The 19,371-nt window shown below is 54.4% G+C and carries 14 protein-coding genes; 4 read left to right on the forward strand and 10 right to left on the reverse strand.

The window, feature by feature from the left end:
* Positions 1-148: 148 nt before the first annotated feature.
* Both AB9F27_RS09610 and AB9F27_RS09615 read left to right on the forward strand, forming a co-directional pair.
* A complete protein-coding gene (locus tag AB9F27_RS09610) occupies positions 149-2,071 on the forward strand; it encodes a PAS-domain containing protein (protein WP_369757679.1) in 1,923 nt (640 codons plus the stop codon).
* Positions 2,068-2,769, forward strand: coding sequence for a response regulator transcription factor (locus AB9F27_RS09615; RefSeq protein ID WP_039001168.1), 702 nt, complete (start codon positions 2,068-2,070; stop codon positions 2,767-2,769). Before AB9F27_RS09610 ends, AB9F27_RS09615 begins: the two co-directional genes overlap by 4 nt.
* On the opposite strand, the gene AB9F27_RS09620 is transcribed toward AB9F27_RS09615, so the two are convergent.
* Positions 2,766-3,632 carry a LysR family transcriptional regulator gene (locus tag AB9F27_RS09620; RefSeq protein ID WP_335584037.1) on the reverse strand — a complete coding sequence of 289 codons (867 nt, stop codon included), beginning with the start codon at positions 3,630-3,632 and terminating at the stop codon, positions 2,766-2,768. The genes AB9F27_RS09615 and AB9F27_RS09620 overlap by 4 nt on opposite strands.
* A 185-nt stretch (positions 3,633-3,817) precedes the next feature.
* The gene (gene fdhF / locus AB9F27_RS09625; RefSeq protein WP_335584036.1) at positions 3,818-6,595 is read right to left on the reverse strand and encodes a formate dehydrogenase subunit alpha; all 2,778 of its coding nucleotides are present in this window, start codon (positions 6,593-6,595) and stop codon (positions 3,818-3,820) included.
* A 198-nt stretch (positions 6,596-6,793) separates the two neighbouring features.
* Between fdhF and AB9F27_RS09630 the strand changes: the two genes are divergently transcribed.
* Both AB9F27_RS09630 and AB9F27_RS09635 read left to right on the forward strand, forming a co-directional pair.
* On the forward strand, positions 6,794-7,834 hold the full coding sequence (locus tag AB9F27_RS09630; RefSeq protein WP_369757680.1) for a saccharopine dehydrogenase: 1,041 nt from the start codon (positions 6,794-6,796) through the stop codon (positions 7,832-7,834).
* Between the two features lie 11 nt (positions 7,835-7,845).
* Positions 7,846-8,985 (forward strand): saccharopine dehydrogenase family protein, encoded by a 1,140-nt coding sequence (locus AB9F27_RS09635; protein ID WP_369757681.1) that lies wholly within the window; start codon positions 7,846-7,848, stop codon positions 8,983-8,985.
* Between the two features lie 18 nt (positions 8,986-9,003).
* On the opposite strand, the gene AB9F27_RS09640 is transcribed toward AB9F27_RS09635, so the two are convergent.
* The 8 genes from AB9F27_RS09640 to AB9F27_RS09675 form a co-directional block, all read right to left on the reverse strand.
* Entirely contained in the window at positions 9,004-10,233 is a 1,230-nt protein-coding gene (locus tag AB9F27_RS09640) for a DNA recombination protein RmuC (RefSeq protein WP_335584034.1), read from the reverse strand.
* On the reverse strand, positions 10,230-12,113 hold the full coding sequence (gene mutL / locus AB9F27_RS09645) for a DNA mismatch repair endonuclease MutL (RefSeq protein WP_335584033.1): 1,884 nt from the start codon (positions 12,111-12,113) through the stop codon (positions 10,230-10,232). Before mutL ends, AB9F27_RS09640 begins: the two co-directional genes overlap by 4 nt.
* 56 nt (positions 12,114-12,169) lie before the next feature.
* A complete protein-coding gene (locus tag AB9F27_RS09650; RefSeq protein WP_335584057.1) occupies positions 12,170-13,483 on the reverse strand; it encodes a pitrilysin family protein in 1,314 nt (437 codons plus the stop codon).
* On the reverse strand, positions 13,483-14,823 hold the full coding sequence (locus AB9F27_RS09655) for a pitrilysin family protein (RefSeq protein ID WP_335584032.1): 1,341 nt from the start codon (positions 14,821-14,823) through the stop codon (positions 13,483-13,485). Before AB9F27_RS09655 ends, AB9F27_RS09650 begins: the two co-directional genes overlap by 1 nt.
* Positions 14,824-14,909: 86 nt before the next feature.
* Positions 14,910-15,431: a DUF3035 domain-containing protein gene (locus tag AB9F27_RS09660; protein ID WP_335584031.1), complete on the reverse strand. Its 522-nt coding sequence runs from the start codon at positions 15,429-15,431 to the stop codon at positions 14,910-14,912.
* A 50-nt stretch (positions 15,432-15,481) separates the two neighbouring features.
* Positions 15,482-15,949: a signal peptidase II gene (lspA, locus tag AB9F27_RS09665; RefSeq protein ID WP_335584030.1), complete on the reverse strand. Its 468-nt coding sequence runs from the start codon at positions 15,947-15,949 to the stop codon at positions 15,482-15,484.
* A 16-nt stretch (positions 15,950-15,965) separates the two neighbouring features.
* On the reverse strand, positions 15,966-17,555 hold the full coding sequence (gene purH / locus AB9F27_RS09670; RefSeq protein ID WP_335584029.1) for a bifunctional phosphoribosylaminoimidazolecarboxamide formyltransferase/IMP cyclohydrolase: 1,590 nt from the start codon (positions 17,553-17,555) through the stop codon (positions 15,966-15,968).
* Positions 17,556-17,579: 24 nt separating this feature from the next.
* Positions 17,580-19,325 carry a heparinase II/III family protein gene (locus AB9F27_RS09675; protein ID WP_335584028.1) on the reverse strand — a complete coding sequence of 582 codons (1,746 nt, stop codon included), beginning with the start codon at positions 19,323-19,325 and terminating at the stop codon, positions 17,580-17,582.
* Positions 19,326-19,371: the final 46 nt, after the last annotated feature.

Consider the following 19,371-nt stretch of genomic DNA (forward strand, 5'->3'; position numbering starts at 1 on the left):
ACAGTCGCTTTTGCGATTCTCTCTCGCTCTAGCGTGGCCCTTTTTATCTAGCGGTCAAATTGTTCCTGACTATTTCCGAACTATTTCGAATTGTAACAACGCAACGTTGGGGCTTCTCCAGAGGGAAATCCCCTGATAGCGATAGGGTATGATACAATCAAAAGCCTCCATCGCGCGCTATACCCAAGCCGGTTTGAACCTTATTCAACAGGCACTTTCGATTTATGATGCCGATTTGAAACTGGTCGTCTGTAACGCGCGCTTTCAGGAAATGTTTAGCCTTCCCGAATGGCTCGTGACCCCCGGAGCGACATTTATTGACACTATTCGATATCTCACCGAGCGCTTGGAATACGGCGAAGTCGATGACGTTGAGAGCTTTGTGCAAGAACGCGTAGACGTGGCGCTCGCCTTTGAGCCCCATTACATCGAACGGGTACGGTCCAACGGTCAAGTTGTCTCCATTGAAGGGGCGCCCCTGCCGCAGGGGGGCTGGGTCACGGTCTATACCGACATCACGCCGATCAAACGCCAAGAAGCCCTTTTACGGGCGCGCTCGGAAACCCTATCGGACCAAGTTTTGAGCCACTCCGAGCAACTCGGAACAACCAACCGCGAATTGGCAGCGACGATCGGTGCGCTTGAGCAAGCAAAACGCGAACTCACAGAAATTGAGGCTCGCACGCGCCTCACGACCGAGATGATGCCGGCACATATTGCGCATTTGGATCCGGACGGGCTGTACACCTATTCCAATCGGCGCCTGTCGTCGGTGATGCCGGGGCGTCCAAATAATATCCTCGGGTTGCATATGCGCGTGGCCCTCGGCGAGGCCGCCTATGCGAAAACGGGGCCGTATTTAGAACGCGCGCTTGCAGGCGAAGCCTCCGTGTTTGAATTCACTGATGAAGTCTCTACTCGCCGCATTAGGGTCGCATTTACGCCGGATATACGGGAAAATGAGATCACGGGCGTGTACATTCTTTCTATGGATATCACGCAAGAAACCCAAGCCCGCGCAGCGCTTTCCCAAACCCATAAAAAGGAACTCGCCGCTCAAATGACGTCTGGTTTGGCGCATGACTTCGCCAACTTACTGACGATTATTTTGGGTATGCAGGCCCAATTGGCCCGCATGGGTTTACCCGACGACGCCAAAGAGCTGATTACCGCCACTCAAGGAGCAGCCCGACGCGGCGGTGTTTTGCTTGATAACATCGGTAAAATGTCAGGACCGCGCCCAATGCACCCTGCCCCCTGCGATGTTCCCAATCTCTTGCGCGAGCTCGTAGTCTTGGCGACTCCGAGCCTTGGTCAAGACGTGCACCTAACCACGTCCCATGTGGGCCTGTTAGAGCCTCTTATGTTGGACGCAGGCTCCCTTCAGGACTCACTGCTCAATTTGGTGCTCAACGCTCGCGATGCAATCGGGGCCAACTCAGGACGCATTGAATTAACCGCGCGAGCCGAACAGGATACGTGGCTCGAGATTCAAGTCGCGGATTCGGGGAGTGGATTTTCAAAAGAGGCTCTAATCAACGGTCTAAGTCCCTTTTTCACCACTAAAGGCGGCGAAGGATCGGGGCTAGGCCTCTCTATGGTTTATGATCTCACCAAGCTAGCAGGTGGGCAAGTGGCCCTGGAAAACACCGATGGAGGCGCGCGCGTCACCATTAAACTCCCGCTCAGGGCCGCACCAAAAACCGTCAGTGCAACCATGGTTCTTCTGGTCGAAGACTCGCCCGAAATTCGCCTCTCTGTACGCGATATGTTGATTTCGGAAGGCCACGTTGTTATCGAAGCCGAAACGGTGCAGGAAGCGTTACAACTCGCTCAACTGTCTGGCGTCGGGATGGTAATTTCCGATATTTCTCTCCGCGGCGAGGGGACGGGCCTCGAACTAATGGATAAATTGGGCGCGTTGGGTCTAACCGTTCCAAGGTATCTCATGACCTCACGCCCCCCAAACGATCCGCTACACAACATTGCGATTACACGCTATCCTGTCCTTCAGAAGCCTTTCGACAGAAAGCAATTTACGGCTTTCCTTGCCGCAAAGGACCCCTCATGACCAAACCTCTCGTGACAATTCTCGACGACGAGCCAGAAATCCGCCGCATGCTCGCCGAAGCCCTCCAAGAGGCTGGATACCGCACAGCGAGTTTCGCCAGAGCAACAGAATTTGAAGCCTCTCTAAAAACCTCGTCGCCCGATGTATGCCTCGTTGATTTGGGACTTCCCGACAAGGACGGCCTCGCGTTGGTGCACCGTCTTGCTCTGGAAAGTGGTGCGTCAATCATCATCATTTCTGGCCGCGCGCAGGTTCAGGATCGCATCACGGGTCTCGAACTTGGTGCGGATGATTATATCATCAAACCCTTTGACCCGTCCGAAGTAGTCGCCCGTGTGCGTGCCCGTATGCGGAGCACAAAGCCCGTCGGACGTGTTTCCGAGACGGCACATTTCTCGGGGTGGATAGCGCAATTTGACAGTTACGTTTTGCGCGATAAAGACGGTGTAGAAACGCCGTTTTCGCACGCCGAAGGCGAAGTCTTGCGCATGTTTCTCAACAGCCCCAAACGCCTTATTTCCCGCGCACAGATGCAGGAAAACCTTGGCGGAGCGGCAGGCGAAAGCTTTGATCGCGCGATGGATGTCCGCATTTCACGCCTACGCACGAAGTTGCGCGAAGACCCAAAAAACCCCCAACTCATCAAGACGATTTATGGTGCCGGATATATTTTCCTTGGCGATGTCACTTGGGACTAGCTCGCGACCTCAAATAAGGCTCTATTCTTGCGAAAAAACGCAACCAGAAGCTCTTTAAAAGCCACTACTTTTGCGTTGGCCCACAAATCTTTATGCGCCACGACCCAGATGTCGAGGAAGGGTTGCGGTGGAAGATATGGCACCAGAATGAGGTTTTGCTCGCGCCCCAAAAAAAGAGGCAACCGCGCGACACCCAAGCCCGCTTTCGTCGCTTCCAGTAGGGCAGCCATATCGTCAAAAACGAGCCTAATACGGCCATTTGGATAGGAATCCAAAGGTGAGGCCATAGCGTGGGAGAAGGCGAGCCAATTAACTCGTTTTGCCGGATCCGCCTCAATCCGTTCATACACTTCACGCGTACAGAAAGAGGCCGTTTGCTGCCCCGTCAATCGCCGTCCCATCAGGGTATCACCGGGGGAATCGCTTATCCTAATTGCAAGGTCCGCCTCGCGACGATTGAGGTTCAACACCTCATTGCTTGCGCGAATGGAAAGGTTCACATTTGGGTGCAGATTTAGGAACTGATCCAAGACCGTCGCGAGGTGACGACCGAACAAAAGTTGTGGTGCCGTAACTTTGAGACTTCCCGACAGTTGCGCCTCTCGTCCCGCGACTTTGAGTCGAAACTCCGTTTCGGAAGCTTCCATCCGTTCGGCAAATTCTGCGGCTTCCCGCCCCGCATCGGTTGGAACATACCCTTGCGGGAGTCGATCAAAAAGTCGCGTGCCATATTGCTCTTCAGCATGGGCAATTCGTCTCGATACCGTCGTATAATTCACACCCAATGCCTGTGCTGCGGAGGACAAAGATCCGTGGCGCACCATAAATAAAATAGTGCGCAGATCATCCCAGTCGTTTCTCATTCTGGTTCCTCATTGGGCACTTTTTTGCGCGCGATTACTGCAAGCGCGCTGGCCTCACACAAAATAGGATTTTACACCCCAGTTGAAATGTACATGGGTACCAATTCGAAATTTCCAAGACGTCTTTTATCCCCCAAGCCAAATGACATGCGATTAATGCCTAGCGAAATGAAATTGAGCCGCTTTTAGAGCGCCTCCGACATCACGACTTTTTCCGCTCGCACCGCAGAAAACTTGAATTCCGGAATTTTTCCATAAGGATCGATCGCGGAATTTGTCAGGATATTTGCGGCGGCCTCAACGAATGCAAACGGCAAAAATACCATATCCTCGGCAACCGCACGATCCGCCCGCGCCATCAGTGCAACGGTTCCGCGACGAGTGGTCAATCGAATGAAATCACCCGCAGTAATACCCAACGCACGCAGCGTTTTGGGGTGCAGGGAACAGTTCGCCTCTGGCTCCACCGCATCCAAAACTTTGCTTCGCCGGGTCATTGATCCAGTATGCCAATGCTCCAACTGTCGACCCGTTATCAAAATCATCGGATACTCAGCATCTGGAGCCTCGTCAGGGGCAATCACATCCGCAGGCGTAAATTTGGCGCGGTTATTGTCGCGCGGGAAACCATCGCCAAACACAATGGCCTGACCGGGATCTTCAGGCGAGAGGCTGGGGTAAGTTACCGCGTTTTGTGTCTCTAACCTTGCCCAAGTGATGTTTGAAAGGCTCTTCATATTGAGGGCCATTTCCGCGAAAACTTGGCTCGGATGCGTGTAGGTCCAATTCAACCCCAATCGTTTTGCCAGCTCAACTTCGATCCACCAATCTTCGCGCGCATCGCCAGGAGGGGCAACGGCAGGGCGTCCCATTTGGACTTGTCGATTGGTGTTGGTCACGGTTCCGGTTTTCTCGGCAAAGGCGCTGGCGGGTAGGATGACATCCGCGTAATTGGCCGTTTCGGTGACGAAAATATCCTGAACGACCAAATGCTCAAGTTTCGCCAGCGCGTCTCTGGCGTGAGTCACATCTGGATCAGACATCGCGGGGTTTTCACCCAGAATATACATGCCTCGTGTGTTTCCCGCGTGGATATCGTTGATGATTTCGGTCACGGTCAAGCCCTTTTCAGCGCTAAAATCGCCACTCTGCCAAACCGAGGTAAAAGCGGAGCGAACCCCGTCGTCCGCCACGCTTTGATAGTCGGGCAGGAACATTGGTACTAGCCCAGCATCCGAAGCGCCTTGCACGTTATTTTGGCCGCGTAAGGGATGCAGCCCCGCGCCAGATTTACCGACATTTCCCGTCATAAGAGCCAGTGAAATCAAGCAGCGCGAGTTGTCCGTGCCGTGAATATGCTGACTAACGCCCATCCCCCAGAAAATCATACCCGCTTTCCCCGCGGCGAATGTGCGTGCCACATCGCGGAGCGTTTGGGCGTCGATCCCACAGATATCGGCCATTTTCTCGGGAGAGAAGTCGGCAAGATGCGCCTTTTCCGCCTCCCAATTCTCGGTCATGCTGTTGATATAGGCCGCGTCGTACAGGCCTTCCTCAACGATCACATGCATAATCGCGTTGAGCAGAGAAACATCCGCACCGGGACGGAACTGCAGCATATGGGTAGCAAAACGGCTTAGGGATTGGCCGCGCGGGTCCATAACAATCAGTTTGCCACCGCGCTTGGTGAACTGCTTGAAATAGGTCGCCGCAACGGGATGGTTTTCGGCGGGATTGCAGCCAATCACAATCGCCACATCGGCATTTTCGATTTCGTTAAAGGTGGCCGTGACCGCGCCAGAACCGACATTTTCGATGAGAGCCGCCACCGAGGATGCGTGGCAAAGACGGGTGCAGTGATCGACGTTATTATGGCCAAATCCTTGGCGGATCATTTTTTGGAACAAGTAGGCTTCTTCGTTGGTACATTTCGCGCTGCCAAATCCGGCGACCGACGCACCGCCATGGGTATCGCGCAGATGCGCCAACCCGTTTGCCGCCACGTCCAATGCTTCGTTCCATGTTGCTTCGCGAAAATGCGTGAGGGGATTGGCAGGGTCGACGTTGAGGCCCTTTTCTGGGGCGTCATCGCGACGGATCAGTGGCTTTGTGACGCGGTGCGCATGATGGATATAGTCAAAACCAAACCGCCCTTTCACACAAAGCCGCCCCTCATTTGCTGGCCCGTCCAGCCCTTCGACAAATTTCACGCGCCCATCTTTGACCTTCAGTGAAATCTGACAGCCCACGCCGCAAAAGGGACAGACGCTGGCAACTTCACTGTCGTAATCCTCGGAATCACCTGTCTGTGCGCCATCCAAAACCGCCGCAGGCATAAGCGCCCCAGTTGGGCAAGCTTGCACACATTCACCGCAGGCCACACAGGTGCTATCGCCCATGGGGTCGGCCAAATCAAACGTCGGATAGGCGTCGTGACCGCGCCCTGACATGCCGATCACATCATTAACCTGAACATCACGACAGGCGCGCACGCACAGGCCGCATTGGATGCAGGCATCAAGGTTCACGCTCATCGCGACATGGGAATTGTCTAGCAGCGGAACGCGAATCTTATCCAATTTTGGAAAACGGCTTTCGGACACACCTTGCAACGCAGCTTGTTTCCAAAACTCGGAAGATTTGTCGTGGGCAACCTCCTGTTTAGGTTGGTCAGCGACCAGAAGCTCAATCACCATCTTTCGGGCGCTTTGGGCCCTAATAGACTCTGATTTTACATCCATACCTTCGGTCGGGCGTCGCACACAGCTTGCCGCCAAAACACGTTCGCCCGCGATTTCAACCATACAGGCCCGACAGTTTCCGTCGGGATCATAGCCTTTGGCGGGCTTGTGACACAAATGCGGAATGTCCACGCCTTCACGCTTTGCGACGGTCCAAATGCTTTCGCCTTCGTGTGCAACAACGTTGCGCCCATCGAGTGTAAAACTAACTGAATCCGACATGCCATTCTCCCTATTACGGCCAGCTTACTCCTAAACCCATGCCCCCTGCCCACACTTTCTGCGACACATCCCCGCCTTTTTCCGCCATTTCGTAGCCGATATGCGCCTCCGCGTACCCAACACGAAACTTTCACCCAATCACTACGATTGCCCATTGCACATTCTTGTCCTACTCCTGTGTCAAACAGGGAGGTGACGATGACACATTTATGGGTGCGCGCAGAGCAGCGCGAGAATGAGGATCGTGTTGGCTTGACGCCAGAAGGTGCGGCCGAACTTAAGAAAGCTGGCCTGCGTGTGACGGTGGAGAAAAGCTCCGTACGTGCTATTCCGCTTCAAGGTTACATTGATGCCGGATGCGAAATTGCCCCCGAGAATAGCTGGCCGACAGCGCCGTCCGATGCCATCATTTTCGGCCTCAAAGAGCTTCCTGATGACGGTACCCCCCTATCCCATAAACACATTATGTTCGGTCATGCCTACAAAGGCCAACCCTCTGGCCGTATCCTACTGGACCGCTTTATCGCCGGTGGCGGAACGCTCTATGATCTTGAATACCTCGTGGACATGGACGGACGTCGTGTTGCGGCCTTTGGTTATTGGGCGGGGTTCGCGGGCGCAGCTGTTAGTCTCAAATGCTGGACAGCCCAACAGCGCGGAGAGGCCTGCGCTGCGGTACACTCTTATGCCGGAAAAGACGCACTTTTGGCTGAGTTAGGCTCTGAACTGCGCGGATTCACACCACCTGTTGCCCTCGTGATTGGCGCTCTTGGGCGGGTTGGAACGGGGGCTGCGGACCTGTGCGAAGCGCTCGGAGTTTACGTCACAAAATGGGATATGGCCGAAACCGCGTCGGGTGGACCTTTCCCAGAAGTGCTTGACCATGAAATCTTCCTGAACTGCATCCTCGCACGCCCCGGCACATCTGTCTTCGTACCGGAAAGCGCCAAAACCGCGCCCCGCAAACTCTCGGTTATCGGCGATATAGCTTGTGATCCTGACAGCGACTTTTCACCAATCAAAGTCTATGATCGGACAACCACCTGGGAAGAACCGGCTCTGCGAGTCGCGACCAACCCTGTGCTCGATGTAACCGCGATCGACAACCTACCCTCAATGCTGCCCGTCGAAAGTTCGATGGACTATGCGTCTCAATTGCTGCCTTCCCTCTTGACCCTAACTGACCTGTCGACTGGTGTTTGGGCACGGGCGGAAACCACTTTCAACACACATAAATAGGAGACGCCAGTATGACAATTCATTGGTGTGGAACTGGCCTTTCGTCCGTCCCCGGACTTCGTCGCATACTTGAAGCAGGCCATGACGTGACCGTTTGGAACCGCACATTTGAGGAGGCCGACCAAGCTGTCGGCGACTTGACCCAAAACATCAAGATTTTCGCTTTTGACGCGCTCCAAGCGGACCTCAAAGCGGGAGACATCGCCGTTTCCATGCTGCCAACCGACTTTCATTTACCCGTCGCAAAAATTTGCCTCGCAGAGAACGCGCATTTCGTTTGCTCCTCCTATATCTCGCCCGAAATGGCGGCACTGGACACCGAAGCGCGTGCGAAGGGCCTGTGTTTAGTCAGTGAAGTTGGCCTCGACCCGGGGATAGACCATTTAATGGCCCACCACCTTGTGGCCGACTATCGCGCATCCGATGCCTATGACGTGAACAACGTTATTTCATTCAAAAGCTTTTGTGGTGGTGTTCCTAAAATCTCAAATGCGTTTCGGTACAAATTTAGCTGGTCGCCAATTGGCGTGCTCAAGGCCCTTATCGCGCCAAGTCGCTCCATCCGCAATTTCACACCTCTCAATATGACCCACTCATGGGATGCCATTCGAAACTGTGTGGCCCCGCTTCCCACACCTGAGAGCTTTGAAGTTTACCCAAACCGCGACTCGCTGCCCTTCATGGAAGAGTACCATTTTGACGAACATTGGAAGGTCAAGGAATTCGAACGTGGCACACTTCGCCTCAATGGTTGGGCAGATGCTTGGGCCGACGTTTTCAACGAGATTGGCTCCGTGAGTGGGCCAGAAGGCGACGCACGCCTGCAGGAGATGTCAGATCAGATGTGGCGCGATCACGCCTATGAGAAGGACGAACCTGATCGCACAGTTATGTGCGTCGATTTCGAAGCGGAGCGCGACGGTATCCCCGTTTATCACAAAACATATGTGCTGGATGCGTGGGGCGATGCGCGCGGTTCGGCGATGTCGCGCCTTGTGTCCGTCACCATGACGCTGGCGATCGAATCCATTCTCAATCGCGAACTTCCTGTTGGTGTTTCCGCCGCGCCGAAGGATCTGAAATTGGTTGAGAACTGGATGACAGCAATTGAGCCACAAGCGCAATTCCTCGCGCTCAAATCCGCGCTATAACAAGATTTTCCTCGCTGATCACTCAGCAATCAGCGGGGCAACCACCTCTGGATCGGGTGCAATTTCCTCGAAATCGAAATTGTCCAAACGCTGAGCGCGACGCCCCGCTTTGTCCGCCGAGACCTTGATTTCAGAGATGTCTTTTGCGGCCTGTCCAAAATGGCGATCAAGACTCTCAACCCGCGTTCCCAAACGATCAACGTCTCCATGCAAAAGCGCCAGTTCCTTGCGGATTGCCCCTGCTTGTTCCCGCATTCTGGCGTCCTTTAGGACAGCGCGCATGGTGTGAAGCGTCGCCATACAAGTCGTCGGAGATACGATCCAAACCCGCGCCGCAAACCCTTCACGCACGATTTCAGGGAAGTTGGCGTGGAGTTCTGCATATACGGATTCAGACGGTAGGAACATAAGCGCCCCCTCCGCGGTTTCGCCTTCAACGATGTATTTCTCGCTAATCGCCTTAATATGAGCGCGAACGGAAGTGCGCATCGCCCGTGCCGCAATTTCGCGCTCAGGTTTTGTTTCCGCATTGCGCAAGCCTTCGTAGGCCTCAAGCGGGAATTTGCTATCGACAACAATCGGACCGGGAGGGTTGGGAAGGTGGATCAGACAATCTGCACGTTTGCCGTTCGATAGGGTCGCTTGGAAGGTATAGGCATCCGAAGGCAAGGCCTTGGTCACGATATCATTGAGCTGAATTTCGCCAAACGCGCCGCGCGTCTGCTTATTAGACAAGATATCTTGTAGCCCCAAAACGTCGCCCGACAATTTTTCAATATTGGCCTGCGCTTTGTCGATTGTCGCCAACCGCTCCTGCAATTCCGTCAGGGATTTCGTGGTCCGAACCGAACTACCATGAACGGAAGCGTTAAGTTTTTCCTGCATTTCAGCCATCGTATGTGCCGCTCTCACAGAGCTATCATGCAAGCGTTCCTGCATGTTCTGTTGCACCGCTGCCAAACGCATTTCCATCGTTTGTAGAATTTGATTGTGCGACGACGCCTGTGTTTCGGCACTGGATTGCAACCCACCCGCAAGCCGTTCCTGCCCGTTCCCTAAGTTTTCGACGGCATAGGAAAGTTGCCCCAATTGACTCATCATAGGGCCCGTGAGTTTAGCCGCTTGCCCACTCGCACGGACCATTTTTCCGAGCATCACAAGCACAAGCACGACAATACATATCCCCACGAACGACGCGATTACGCGCGGGTCTGAATAGGCATAGTCAATATCGTTGATGGTAATCATGTGCGTCCGAACAGTCGCTCAATGTCCGACAGCTTAAGTTCGACATATGTTGGGCGACCATGATTGCATTGGCCAGAATGTGGCGTGGCTTCCATTTCGCGCAACAACGCGTTCATTTCATCAGCTTGCATGCGGCGCCCCGAGCGAATGGACCCGTGGCACGCCACCCGTGACAGGATCGCCTCAATTCGCGCCTGAACAGAATGGCTGTCCCCCAAATCGGAAAGCTCGTCCAGAATATCAAGAATCATCCCGCGCGCGTTCACTGTCCCCAAAATCGCAGGGGTTTCCCGCACCGCAATTGCGCCCGCACCGAAGGGTTCGATCACCAACCCAAACGTTTTAAGTTCTTCAGAAACTGAGAGGATTTCTTCTGCGTCCCCTTGGGAAAGTTCGATAATATCGGGGATTAAAAGGGCCTGTGTCGCGACACCATTCTGCGCCATTTGCTTTTTCAGCTTCTCGTAAACCAATCGCTCATGCGCGGCATGTTGATCAACAATAACCATACCATCTTGGGTTTGCGCCACGATATAATTTTCATGCACTTGTGCCCGCGCGGCTCCCAAAGGAAGCGCGCTACGGCTGGCAACCTCATGCGCGTCCTCAATAAGCGGCTCTACTCGGGCTGAAGGAGCCGAAAACCCGCCCTCTGCGAAACCAAAATTGCTGGAGGGAGGCGGTGCGCTATACGCCCCGTAAGATGCGCCGGGGGCGGAACGGTCCATCTGGTAAATCCGTGGCGCTCCGGCGCTTGGTTCAGACGTTTCAGTGCGAAACGCTCCGAGTGTCGCATTCGCAACGGTGGTACTCGCGCGATGCCCCGCTTGCGCCAATGCATGACGGAGGGCCGAAACGATCAACCCACGCGCTACACCGGGTTCACGGAATCGGACCTCGGATTTTGCGGGGTGAACATTCACATCAACCCGTGTTGGCTCGACCTCTAGAAACAGAACTGCCGCAGGGTGACGGTCGCGCGAAAGGAAATCGAAATACGCGCCCCGCAACGCCCCAACGAGCATTTTATCCCGAACGGGGCGACCATTCACAAACAGGAATTGCGCAACGGACGACCCGCGCGAGTAGGTCGGAAGGGCCGCATAACCCGTCAGGGAAATACCTTCGCGTTCGGCATCAATCAGCAGCGCATTCTCTGCAAACTCTGCACCCAGAATTTTACGCAAACGCGCATGGAGCGCATCAAAAAGGTCACCGTTTTCTGGATCCGCGCGAAAGGTAACCCGCTCGGCCCCCCCTCCCGATGCATCCCGCAAGATAAACCCGACGTGTGGTTCCGCCATCGCCAAACGCTTGACGACATCCGTAATCGCCCCCGCTTCTGCGCGGTCCGTCCGCATAAATTTCAGCCGCGCAGGGGTGGCATAAAATAAATCGCGCAATTCAACGACCGTTCCAGACGTAAGGGCTGCGGGTTTTACGGCCGATTGAACACCTCCTGCGGTCGAAATCGTCGCGGCCTCTTCACCTTTTGGGCGGCTCGTAATTTTCAAGCGCCCAACGGCACCGAGGGAAGGCAGCGCCTCTCCGCGAAAACCGAATGTATGAATGTTGAGAAGGTCACTCCCGTCGATTTTACTCGTGGCGTGACGCGCCATCGCAAGGGGCAAATCTTGTGCTGGAATCCCACATCCGTCGTCCACCACGCGGATAAAGGTCTTGCCTCCATCGGCATAGGTGATCTCAATTCGGGTGGCCCCCGCGTCGATTGAATTCTCAACCAGCTCTTTAACCGCAGATGCTGGCCGCTCCACCACTTCACCCGCCGCAATCCGATTGATTGCGGAGTCGTCAAGTTGACGGATTACAGGCATCGCGGCGGTACTATTTGGGCTCATATTGGGGTTTCCATCAGGCATACCACTAGGATTAGCATGCCTAAGGCCGATTCGACTATGCAGAAATCAAGGGTTGGTTACTGACCAAGACCCACGCCTACAGGCTCCCCGACAACCACGAAATGCAAATCGTCTGGGCGCAGAATCCGCTTAGCGACACGCTTGATATCCTCCATCGTCACGGCATTTACCTTGTCGTTCCGCGTCGCGATGTAATCAATTGGCAAGTCTTCGGCCTGCATTCCAACCATGATTTCCGCGATGGTTCCGTTGCCATCAAAGCGCAGTGGATAAGCCCCTGTGAGGAAGGTTTTTGCGTCTTCCAGCTGTTGCTCCGTCACGCCATTCTCAGCCATATCCGCCCAGACATCGCGAATAACGGCAATCGCTTCGCCGATCCGTTCATTGGCAGACGCCACTTGCCCCATGATGAGCGCACCTTGATCACGCGGCGCCAAAAACGACGATACGCCATAGGTTAATCCGCGCTTTTCACGGACCTCATCCATCAAAGTTGAACCCAATCCACTGCCACCCAACACTTGGTTCAGCACATAGGCCGGAAAGAAGTCTGGGTCATCGCGGGCGATCCCTTCGTGGGCAAAAAGTGCCACGGATTGCGGGGTATCAAAAGGCACGACAGTCTCGCCACCTTTGGGTAAGCCATAAACTGCTTGCTCAGGAAGATCGGGGCCAACTTCGGGCAAACTACCAAGGAGTGTATCTATAACTTCGCCAAGTTTTTCAGGCGAAATATCTCCCACGGCACCGACATAGATACGGTCCAAAGAGAGTGTGTTCGCCTTGGCTTGAATCAGGTCGTCGCGAGTTATTCCCGCAACCGTTTCGAGCGTTCCAACGCGCGGCGTCGCATAGGGATGATCGCCCCACGCCATGCTGTTGAGGGTATTGGATGCAATATCGTTCGGGCTTTTCTCGTTACTTCGAATAATGGATTCGACTTGGCCACGCACACGTTCAATGGCGTCCGGATTAAAGTCCGGCTCTAACAAGCTCGTGCGCAACAACTCAATCGCTTCGTCTTGATTTTCTGTTAGAAACCGCGTGGAAACGACGAGGGTATCGTCAAAAACCGTATATCCAAACGAAGCGGAAAGTTCTTCTCGGGCGGTCGCAAACTCTTGGGCGTTCAAACCCGCAGCGCCTTCTTCAAGGAGGCCCGTCATAAGGTTGATCGCACCGCGTTTTCCGGGTTCATCAAGCCTTGCACCCCCTTTGAACCAAATCTCAATCGCGGTGAACGGGATTGAATGTTCCTCGACCAACCACGCGGTAATTCCCTTGGGCGAAACCACTTCTTGGATGGCCACTTCGGCGCGCAAAGGGGTTGCCAAAGTCAAAGCCACAAGAGCCGTTTTGAAAGCACGCATCATTGGCTTGCCTCCCCTTCATTTGTTAGAAAACCAGTCACCGCATTGCTTCTATCGAACACTTTTTCTGCGGCCTCAAGAATGTCCTGTTCCGTGATGGACTGGAGGACATCCGGCCACGCTTGCACGTCTTCAACGGTGAGGCCCGTTGTCAAAGCTTCGCCATAGCGGCGGGCCACGCTGGCGACATCGTCTTCGCCATAAATAAGGCCTGCGCGCAATTGCAATTTAATCCGATCAAGTTGTTCAGGATCAACACCCTCTCTGATAAATTCAGCCACAGCATTATCCAGTAAATCTTCCGCTTCGTCCAAAGAGACGCCCGGAACGGGGACCATCACCAAACCGAATGTCGTTTCATCAAGGGACATCCCTTCATAGAACGCGGAAACATAGATCGCGTTTTTCGTATCGAATTGTAGTTTTTTTCCAAGCACTGACGTCGCACCCGTTCCACCGAGAATTTCCGATAGCATAACAAGCGCAGCGGCGTCTTTTTGGGCGCCTGCATTGCGTTCAGGAGCCAAATAAGTACGCATAACGTAGGGCTGTGCGACGCGCGGATCGGAATACGTTAAGCGACGTTCGCTGCGTTGGGGGGGCTCGATTGGACGCACCCGTTCGGGCAAATCAACCGTAGGCTCTAGGACACCATAGTATTCTTGCGCGAGCGCGTGAACATTCTCTGGATCAACATCACCAGCAACAATCAGGATCGCGTTATTGGGGGCATAATACCGACGATAAAACGCGAGCGAATCCTCAAGCGTGAGCGATTCCATTTCATGCTTCCAGCCGATCACAGGAATCCCATAGGGGTGATTCATGTATTGCGCCGCGCCGCGTTCCTCTGAAAACAGGGACCCCGGATCATTTTCGGTACGTTGGTTGCGCTCTTCAAGGATCACGTCGCGCTCGGGCAACACATCGTCGTTGGAAAGCTGAAGGTTGCGCATACGATCCGCCTCCATCCGCATCACCAATTCAAGGCGGTCCGCCGCTATACGTTGGTAATACCCCGTGTAATCCCAACTTGTGAACGCATTATCGGTGCCGCCATGGGCGCTGACCGTTTTGGAAAACTCTCCAGGTGCCAGAGTCTCGGTTCCTTGAAACAACAGATGCTCCAAGAAATGCGCGATTCCCGATTTTCCGGCGGGCTCATCAGCAGCCCCTGCCTTGTACCAGACCATTTGCACCACGACGGGTGCGCGGTGGTCCTCAAGCACAAGAACTTCCATGCCGTTATCGAGCGTATATGTTGTGAGTTGTTCTGCCGTTGAAACTGTTGGGATGGAAAGAAGGACGAGGCCAGCTAGCGCACTAAAAACGCGAGTCATAAAGTTTCTCCGTTGGGGTCCCTAAATAGGGTAATCACTCTTTGCAAACCATCAAGCCTCCATACGAAGACGTGAGAAGTCGTCATCTATTCAATGTTTGGGTTGGGAGGAGCCGCTGGCGTCTTGCGCCCTGCGGCCCGCCATCTTTCAAGCTCTTGGTACTGATCCAATGACATTGTGTTATAGGCTTTGAAATAGACGTTTATGTTGAACAAGCGCTCCAAAAGGCGCCCGTCGTTTGCTTTCCGCCAGCTCAAATCTTCTTTGGCAAGCGTTTGGCGAATATTTGCTTCAACGCCATATCGAAGCGCGTAGTTCATTAAGGCCGCTGATCCCGCCGAGCCACCGTTTGGCTTCCCGCCCAAGGCGACAATTGCATCACTTGATGGCGTCAAGTCAGTAATGTTGCTCCCCCCAGGTGTCGGAACGGGAAGATCCCTATAGTTTGGAGGGGTTTGAAGCGGTTTCGTCGGGAGAACAGAAAACTCATCCGGTCCATCATTCGAGGCCGCAAGGTTAAGCAATTTCGGATTATCACTGCTGCCACAACTCGCGACACCAAGCAGGGCAATAAGACTTGCCAAAGCTATACCAGCCCGCGTGAACATGCTCTTCTCCTTAAATCTGTGGCTATCTTTAGCGCAAAGGAATCCCCGCGTCACCCGCCCTTTTTCCCGCCCGTAAAAAGGATAAGCCCAATAGCGCCAGCAAAGATTGCAATATCTGCGACATTAAAGGAATAGGGATTTTCAAACCCACAGCAACTCATGTTCAAGAAATCCGCCACGGCGCCATAGAGAACGCGGTCAATTACGTTGCCCAAAGCCCCGCCAATCAACAAACCAGCCGAGGCCATGCCAATGCGATTTGGCCGTTCGCGCCAGACCCAAACGAAAACCCACGCGGAAATACCTAGCGCCAAGGCAATCAAGATATACTTAGCAATATACCCACCCCCGCCTAGGCCGAAATTTACCCCGTCATTCCACGCCATGCGAAAATTAACGAACGGCGGGAGAACATCGATTTCATGGACCGATTTAAGGTCCAGCACCTGCACAACGCCCCATTTACTCACTTGATCCAAAAGGAGCGTGAAGAAGGTAAATAGAAACAAAATACGCATGTGCTGGACCCTCGATTTAGTGGCGGAAGTGACGCATACCAGTGAAGACCATCGCCAGACCTGCTTCGTCGGCGGCGGCAATCACTTCATCGTCGCGCATCGACCCGCCAGGTTGAATAACGGCAGTTGCTCCGGCGGCGGCCGCGGTCAAAAGCCCGTCAGAGAAGGGGAAAAACGCATCCGACGCCACAACCGACCCAATTGTAAGGGGTTGAGCAAGGCCCAGCGCTTCGGCCATATCTTCGGCTTTGCGGGCCGCGATACGGCAGCTATCTACGCGACTCATTTGGCCTGCGCCCACACCGACGGTTGCGCCATCTTTGCAATAAACGATGGCGTTTGATTTCACGTGTTTTGCAACTTTCCATGCAAACAGCAGGTCTGCCATTTCGGCCTCAGTCGGCGCGCGTTTTGTCACGACTTTAAGGTCGGCGAAGTCCACAAACCCAACGTCTTTGTCCTGAACCAACATGCCGCCAGCAACGGGCCGATACGTCAGGCCACCAACGCGCACGTCCGGCAAGCCGCCCGTTGTGAGCAAACGCAGGTTTTTCTTAGCGGCAAAAATTGCTTTCGCTTCGTCGTCGGCCTCAGGCGCAATCACAACCTCGGTGAAGATTTTGGCGATCTCGGTGGCCGTTGCGCCATCAAGCGGTTGGTTTAACGCGATAATACCACCGAACGCCGAGGTGCTGTCACAAGCAAGGGCCCCTTTATACGCTTCAACCAAGCTCGTCCCACGGGCAACGCCACAAGGGTTTGCGTGTTTTATGATCGCCACGGCAGGACCTTGTGCGGGGTCAAATTCTGCAACCAGTTCAAAGGCCGCATCCGTGTCATTGATATTATTGTAGGACAGCTCTTTGCCCTGATGCTGGGTTGCTGTGGCAACGCCTGCGCGCTCGACGCCATTGGTGTAAAATGCCGCGTGTTGGTGCGGATTTTCGCCATAGCGCAACCCCTGTGCCAAAGTGCCAGCAAAGGCCCGACGACGCGGTGTTTCCTCGCCAATCGCTGCGGCCATCCAAGTCGACACAGCAGCATCATAAGCCCCCGTGCGCGCATAGGCTGTTTGGGCACAGGCTTTGCGGAACGCATCACTTGTCGCTCCGTCGTTGGCATCCATATCGGCAATCAACGCATCGTAATCTTGAACGTCGACAATCGTCGTGACAAAACCATGGTTTTTTGCGGCGGCGCGGATCATCGCAGGTCCGCCGATATCGATATTCTCGATACATGTGTCGTAATCCGCCCCCTTGGCAACAGTTTCTTCAAACGGATAGAGGTTCACAACCAAAAGGTCGATGGGGCCGATACCGTGCTCTTCCATTGCGGCCACGTGGTCTGGATTGTCGCGCAGAGCCAAAAGACCACCGTGTACGCGTGGGTGCAGGGTTTTAACCCGACCATCCATCATCTCAGGAAATTCAGTAATTTCGGCAACGTCCTTGACGGTCAGTCCCACAGTGCGCAACGCAGCGGCGGACCCGCCCGTCGACAAAAGTTCGACCCCGCGTTCGGCCAACGCACGGCCCAAATCAACAAGGCCAGTTTTATCGGAAACAGAAAGAAGCGCGCGGCGCACGGGTGTTTGATCGGTCATGTTTTGCATCCCCAGAGTGGCAAATTACAGCTTGAGTATCTCATCCGTAGCAAGGTCACGCAGACTATTTGGCGTGTCCTGTGCCTTGGCGAGATACCATGTGACACGCGTCGCATAGTCCATTGCGCGCCCAGATAGAACGATTTGTTTTGCCGCACGCGGTTTTAATCGCGTTTTTTCGAGGTAAACGCTTGGTTCGAGCGATAATTGGGCAGAACTGTTGTGTCGAAACACCCAAATCTCGCCACTCTTGAGCGCAAGCGACACCGCTGTTCCGCCCATATCAAGCGCGGCCTCGACGTCTGGGTGTAAATGGAACCGACAGGAAAACCGTATCCCCTGCAATTTCACCTCATCCATTTTTGCATCAAACAAGCGTTTATTGACATGCGATTCAGCCAGCAGGGAATCTTGCCCCGCGAGGCCGCGACCGTCGAACCCAAGGTCCAAACGGCGCTGATGCAGAATACCATGCGTGGCCAAATATCCATCATGGCTCGCGCCAAGCTTCATGCCCGATTGCCCCGTAGATTGCTGGCATTTCACGTCCTTTGGCCCATCCACTAAGCTCTGTTGATTACGCCCTGCGACCAGCGTTTGTTTGCCAAGGCGCGCCGAGGAAAACCCGTCCAAACTCAAGGTTGAGTGCGAAGGCGTGGCCCGCCCAGCGCGCCGCCAACTTTCGCCAAAACTGACTCCGCTACCGCAATTCACAATCAACGGACGTCGTCCGGAGGTGAGTTCAAACGCAAGCGTTGAGGCATGCCCATCCGAAGACGCCTTGCTCATCGGCGGCTCACTTGTATCGACAATCACACTGGTGCGGCCCGCGTGTAATCGCGCGAATCCCATCGACAGAGTTGTGAGGGATTTCGCTCGGACTCCAGATGCCGCGAGCGCATTGTCTAGCCGCCCTTCAAGACCGCGACCGCCGCCGTGAAACCGTGCCAAACCTCCATCCGAGTGCCGCAATGCCCGTAGGGTTGGGGCAATACGCTCGATGGCTTTCAGGTGCTCGCGCGCCGCCATTCGCCCTGCATCCGAAAGCGCCGATGCCGCCCAAGTCAGAAGCGTAAACACCTCTAGAAGTTCTTCGGGATTGCGGGTTGGGATACCGCCTTGCAAATCGATTTGATCCACGCATTCCTTGGCCAAGGCATCCATCGCTGGCTTCACGTGCCGTTCCATTCCCGTCAGGGCCAAACCCGCATAAATCAAACCTGTAAGAGCCTCAAACCGTGGCAACCCGGCCTCTGCGGCTTGCCAGCGACGTGAGAGAAAGGCTGTTTGCTGCGCGAGGGCACTGAAATACGCTTCGGATGCGGCACTATTTTGCCCATTTAGATAAAACAGCGCGTGATTGATCCAACGAATAACCCGACGACCCGTCATATCGGGCGTCCATCCCGAGCCTTTGCCGCGACCGTATCGATTTATCCAATCGGTGGTCCATTCTTGTGCCCTTTTACGCGCCTCAAGATCGCCAACCGCCGCGAGATCATCAAGCCACGTAAAGCCGTGCAAGTCTTGCTCAAAGCTTTTATCCGGCATGGGCAAATCCCAAATCTGCGTTTTCGGCGCTTCAACAAGGAAACCCGCGAAAAGGAAATTGCCGGCAATAAGCTGACGTCCCCGCGCAAAAGAGCCGATCGTCCGAGGCTCAGGTTGCGACACAAAGCCTGTCGCCGGTCGTGACAACACACTTACGCGCGCCTGAATCCGGTTCGCGATGCGCGTTCTCCGCGCCGAAATCCCTTCGGTGTTTGCCACCCTGCCTGCCTCGCCTGTAATGACGTTTCTATTATTGTTGTCACAG

The sequence above is a fragment of the Falsihalocynthiibacter sp. CO-5D18 genome, assembly GCF_041205445.1.
GTDB classification, from domain to species: domain Bacteria; phylum Pseudomonadota; class Alphaproteobacteria; order Rhodobacterales; family Rhodobacteraceae; genus Falsihalocynthiibacter; species Falsihalocynthiibacter arcticus.

Bases quoted from the DNA above. Each gene is read 5' to 3' on its own strand.
- fdhF (WP_335584036.1), bottom strand. From the start codon at position 6,595: ATGTCGGATTCAGTTAGTTTTACACTCGATGGGCGCAACGTTGTTGCA.
- AB9F27_RS09635 (WP_369757681.1), top strand. From the start codon at position 7,846: ATGACAATTCATTGGTGTGGAACTGGCCTTTCGTCCGTCCCCGGACTT.
- mutL (WP_335584033.1), bottom strand. From the start codon at position 12,113: ATGCCTGATGGAAACCCCAATATGAGCCCAAATAGTACCGCCGCGATG.
- AB9F27_RS09660 (WP_335584031.1), bottom strand. From the start codon at position 15,431: ATGTTCACGCGGGCTGGTATAGCTTTGGCAAGTCTTATTGCCCTGCTT.
- AB9F27_RS09655 (WP_335584032.1), bottom strand. From the start codon at position 14,823: ATGACTCGCGTTTTTAGTGCGCTAGCTGGCCTCGTCCTTCTTTCCATC.
- AB9F27_RS09650 (WP_335584057.1), bottom strand. From the start codon at position 13,483: ATGCGTGCTTTCAAAACGGCTCTTGTGGCTTTGACTTTGGCAACCCCT.
- AB9F27_RS09615 (WP_039001168.1), top strand. From the start codon at position 2,068: ATGACCAAACCTCTCGTGACAATTCTCGACGACGAGCCAGAAATCCGC.
- AB9F27_RS09630 (WP_369757680.1), top strand. From the start codon at position 6,794: ATGACACATTTATGGGTGCGCGCAGAGCAGCGCGAGAATGAGGATCGT.
- AB9F27_RS09610 (WP_369757679.1), top strand. From the start codon at position 149: ATGATACAATCAAAAGCCTCCATCGCGCGCTATACCCAAGCCGGTTTG.
- purH (WP_335584029.1), bottom strand. From the start codon at position 17,555: ATGACCGATCAAACACCCGTGCGCCGCGCGCTTCTTTCTGTTTCCGAT.
- AB9F27_RS09640 (WP_335584034.1), bottom strand. From the start codon at position 10,233: ATGATTACCATCAACGATATTGACTATGCCTATTCAGACCCGCGCGTA.
- AB9F27_RS09620 (WP_335584037.1), bottom strand. From the start codon at position 3,632: ATGAGAAACGACTGGGATGATCTGCGCACTATTTTATTTATGGTGCGC.
- lspA (WP_335584030.1), bottom strand. From the start codon at position 15,949: ATGCGTATTTTGTTTCTATTTACCTTCTTCACGCTCCTTTTGGATCAA.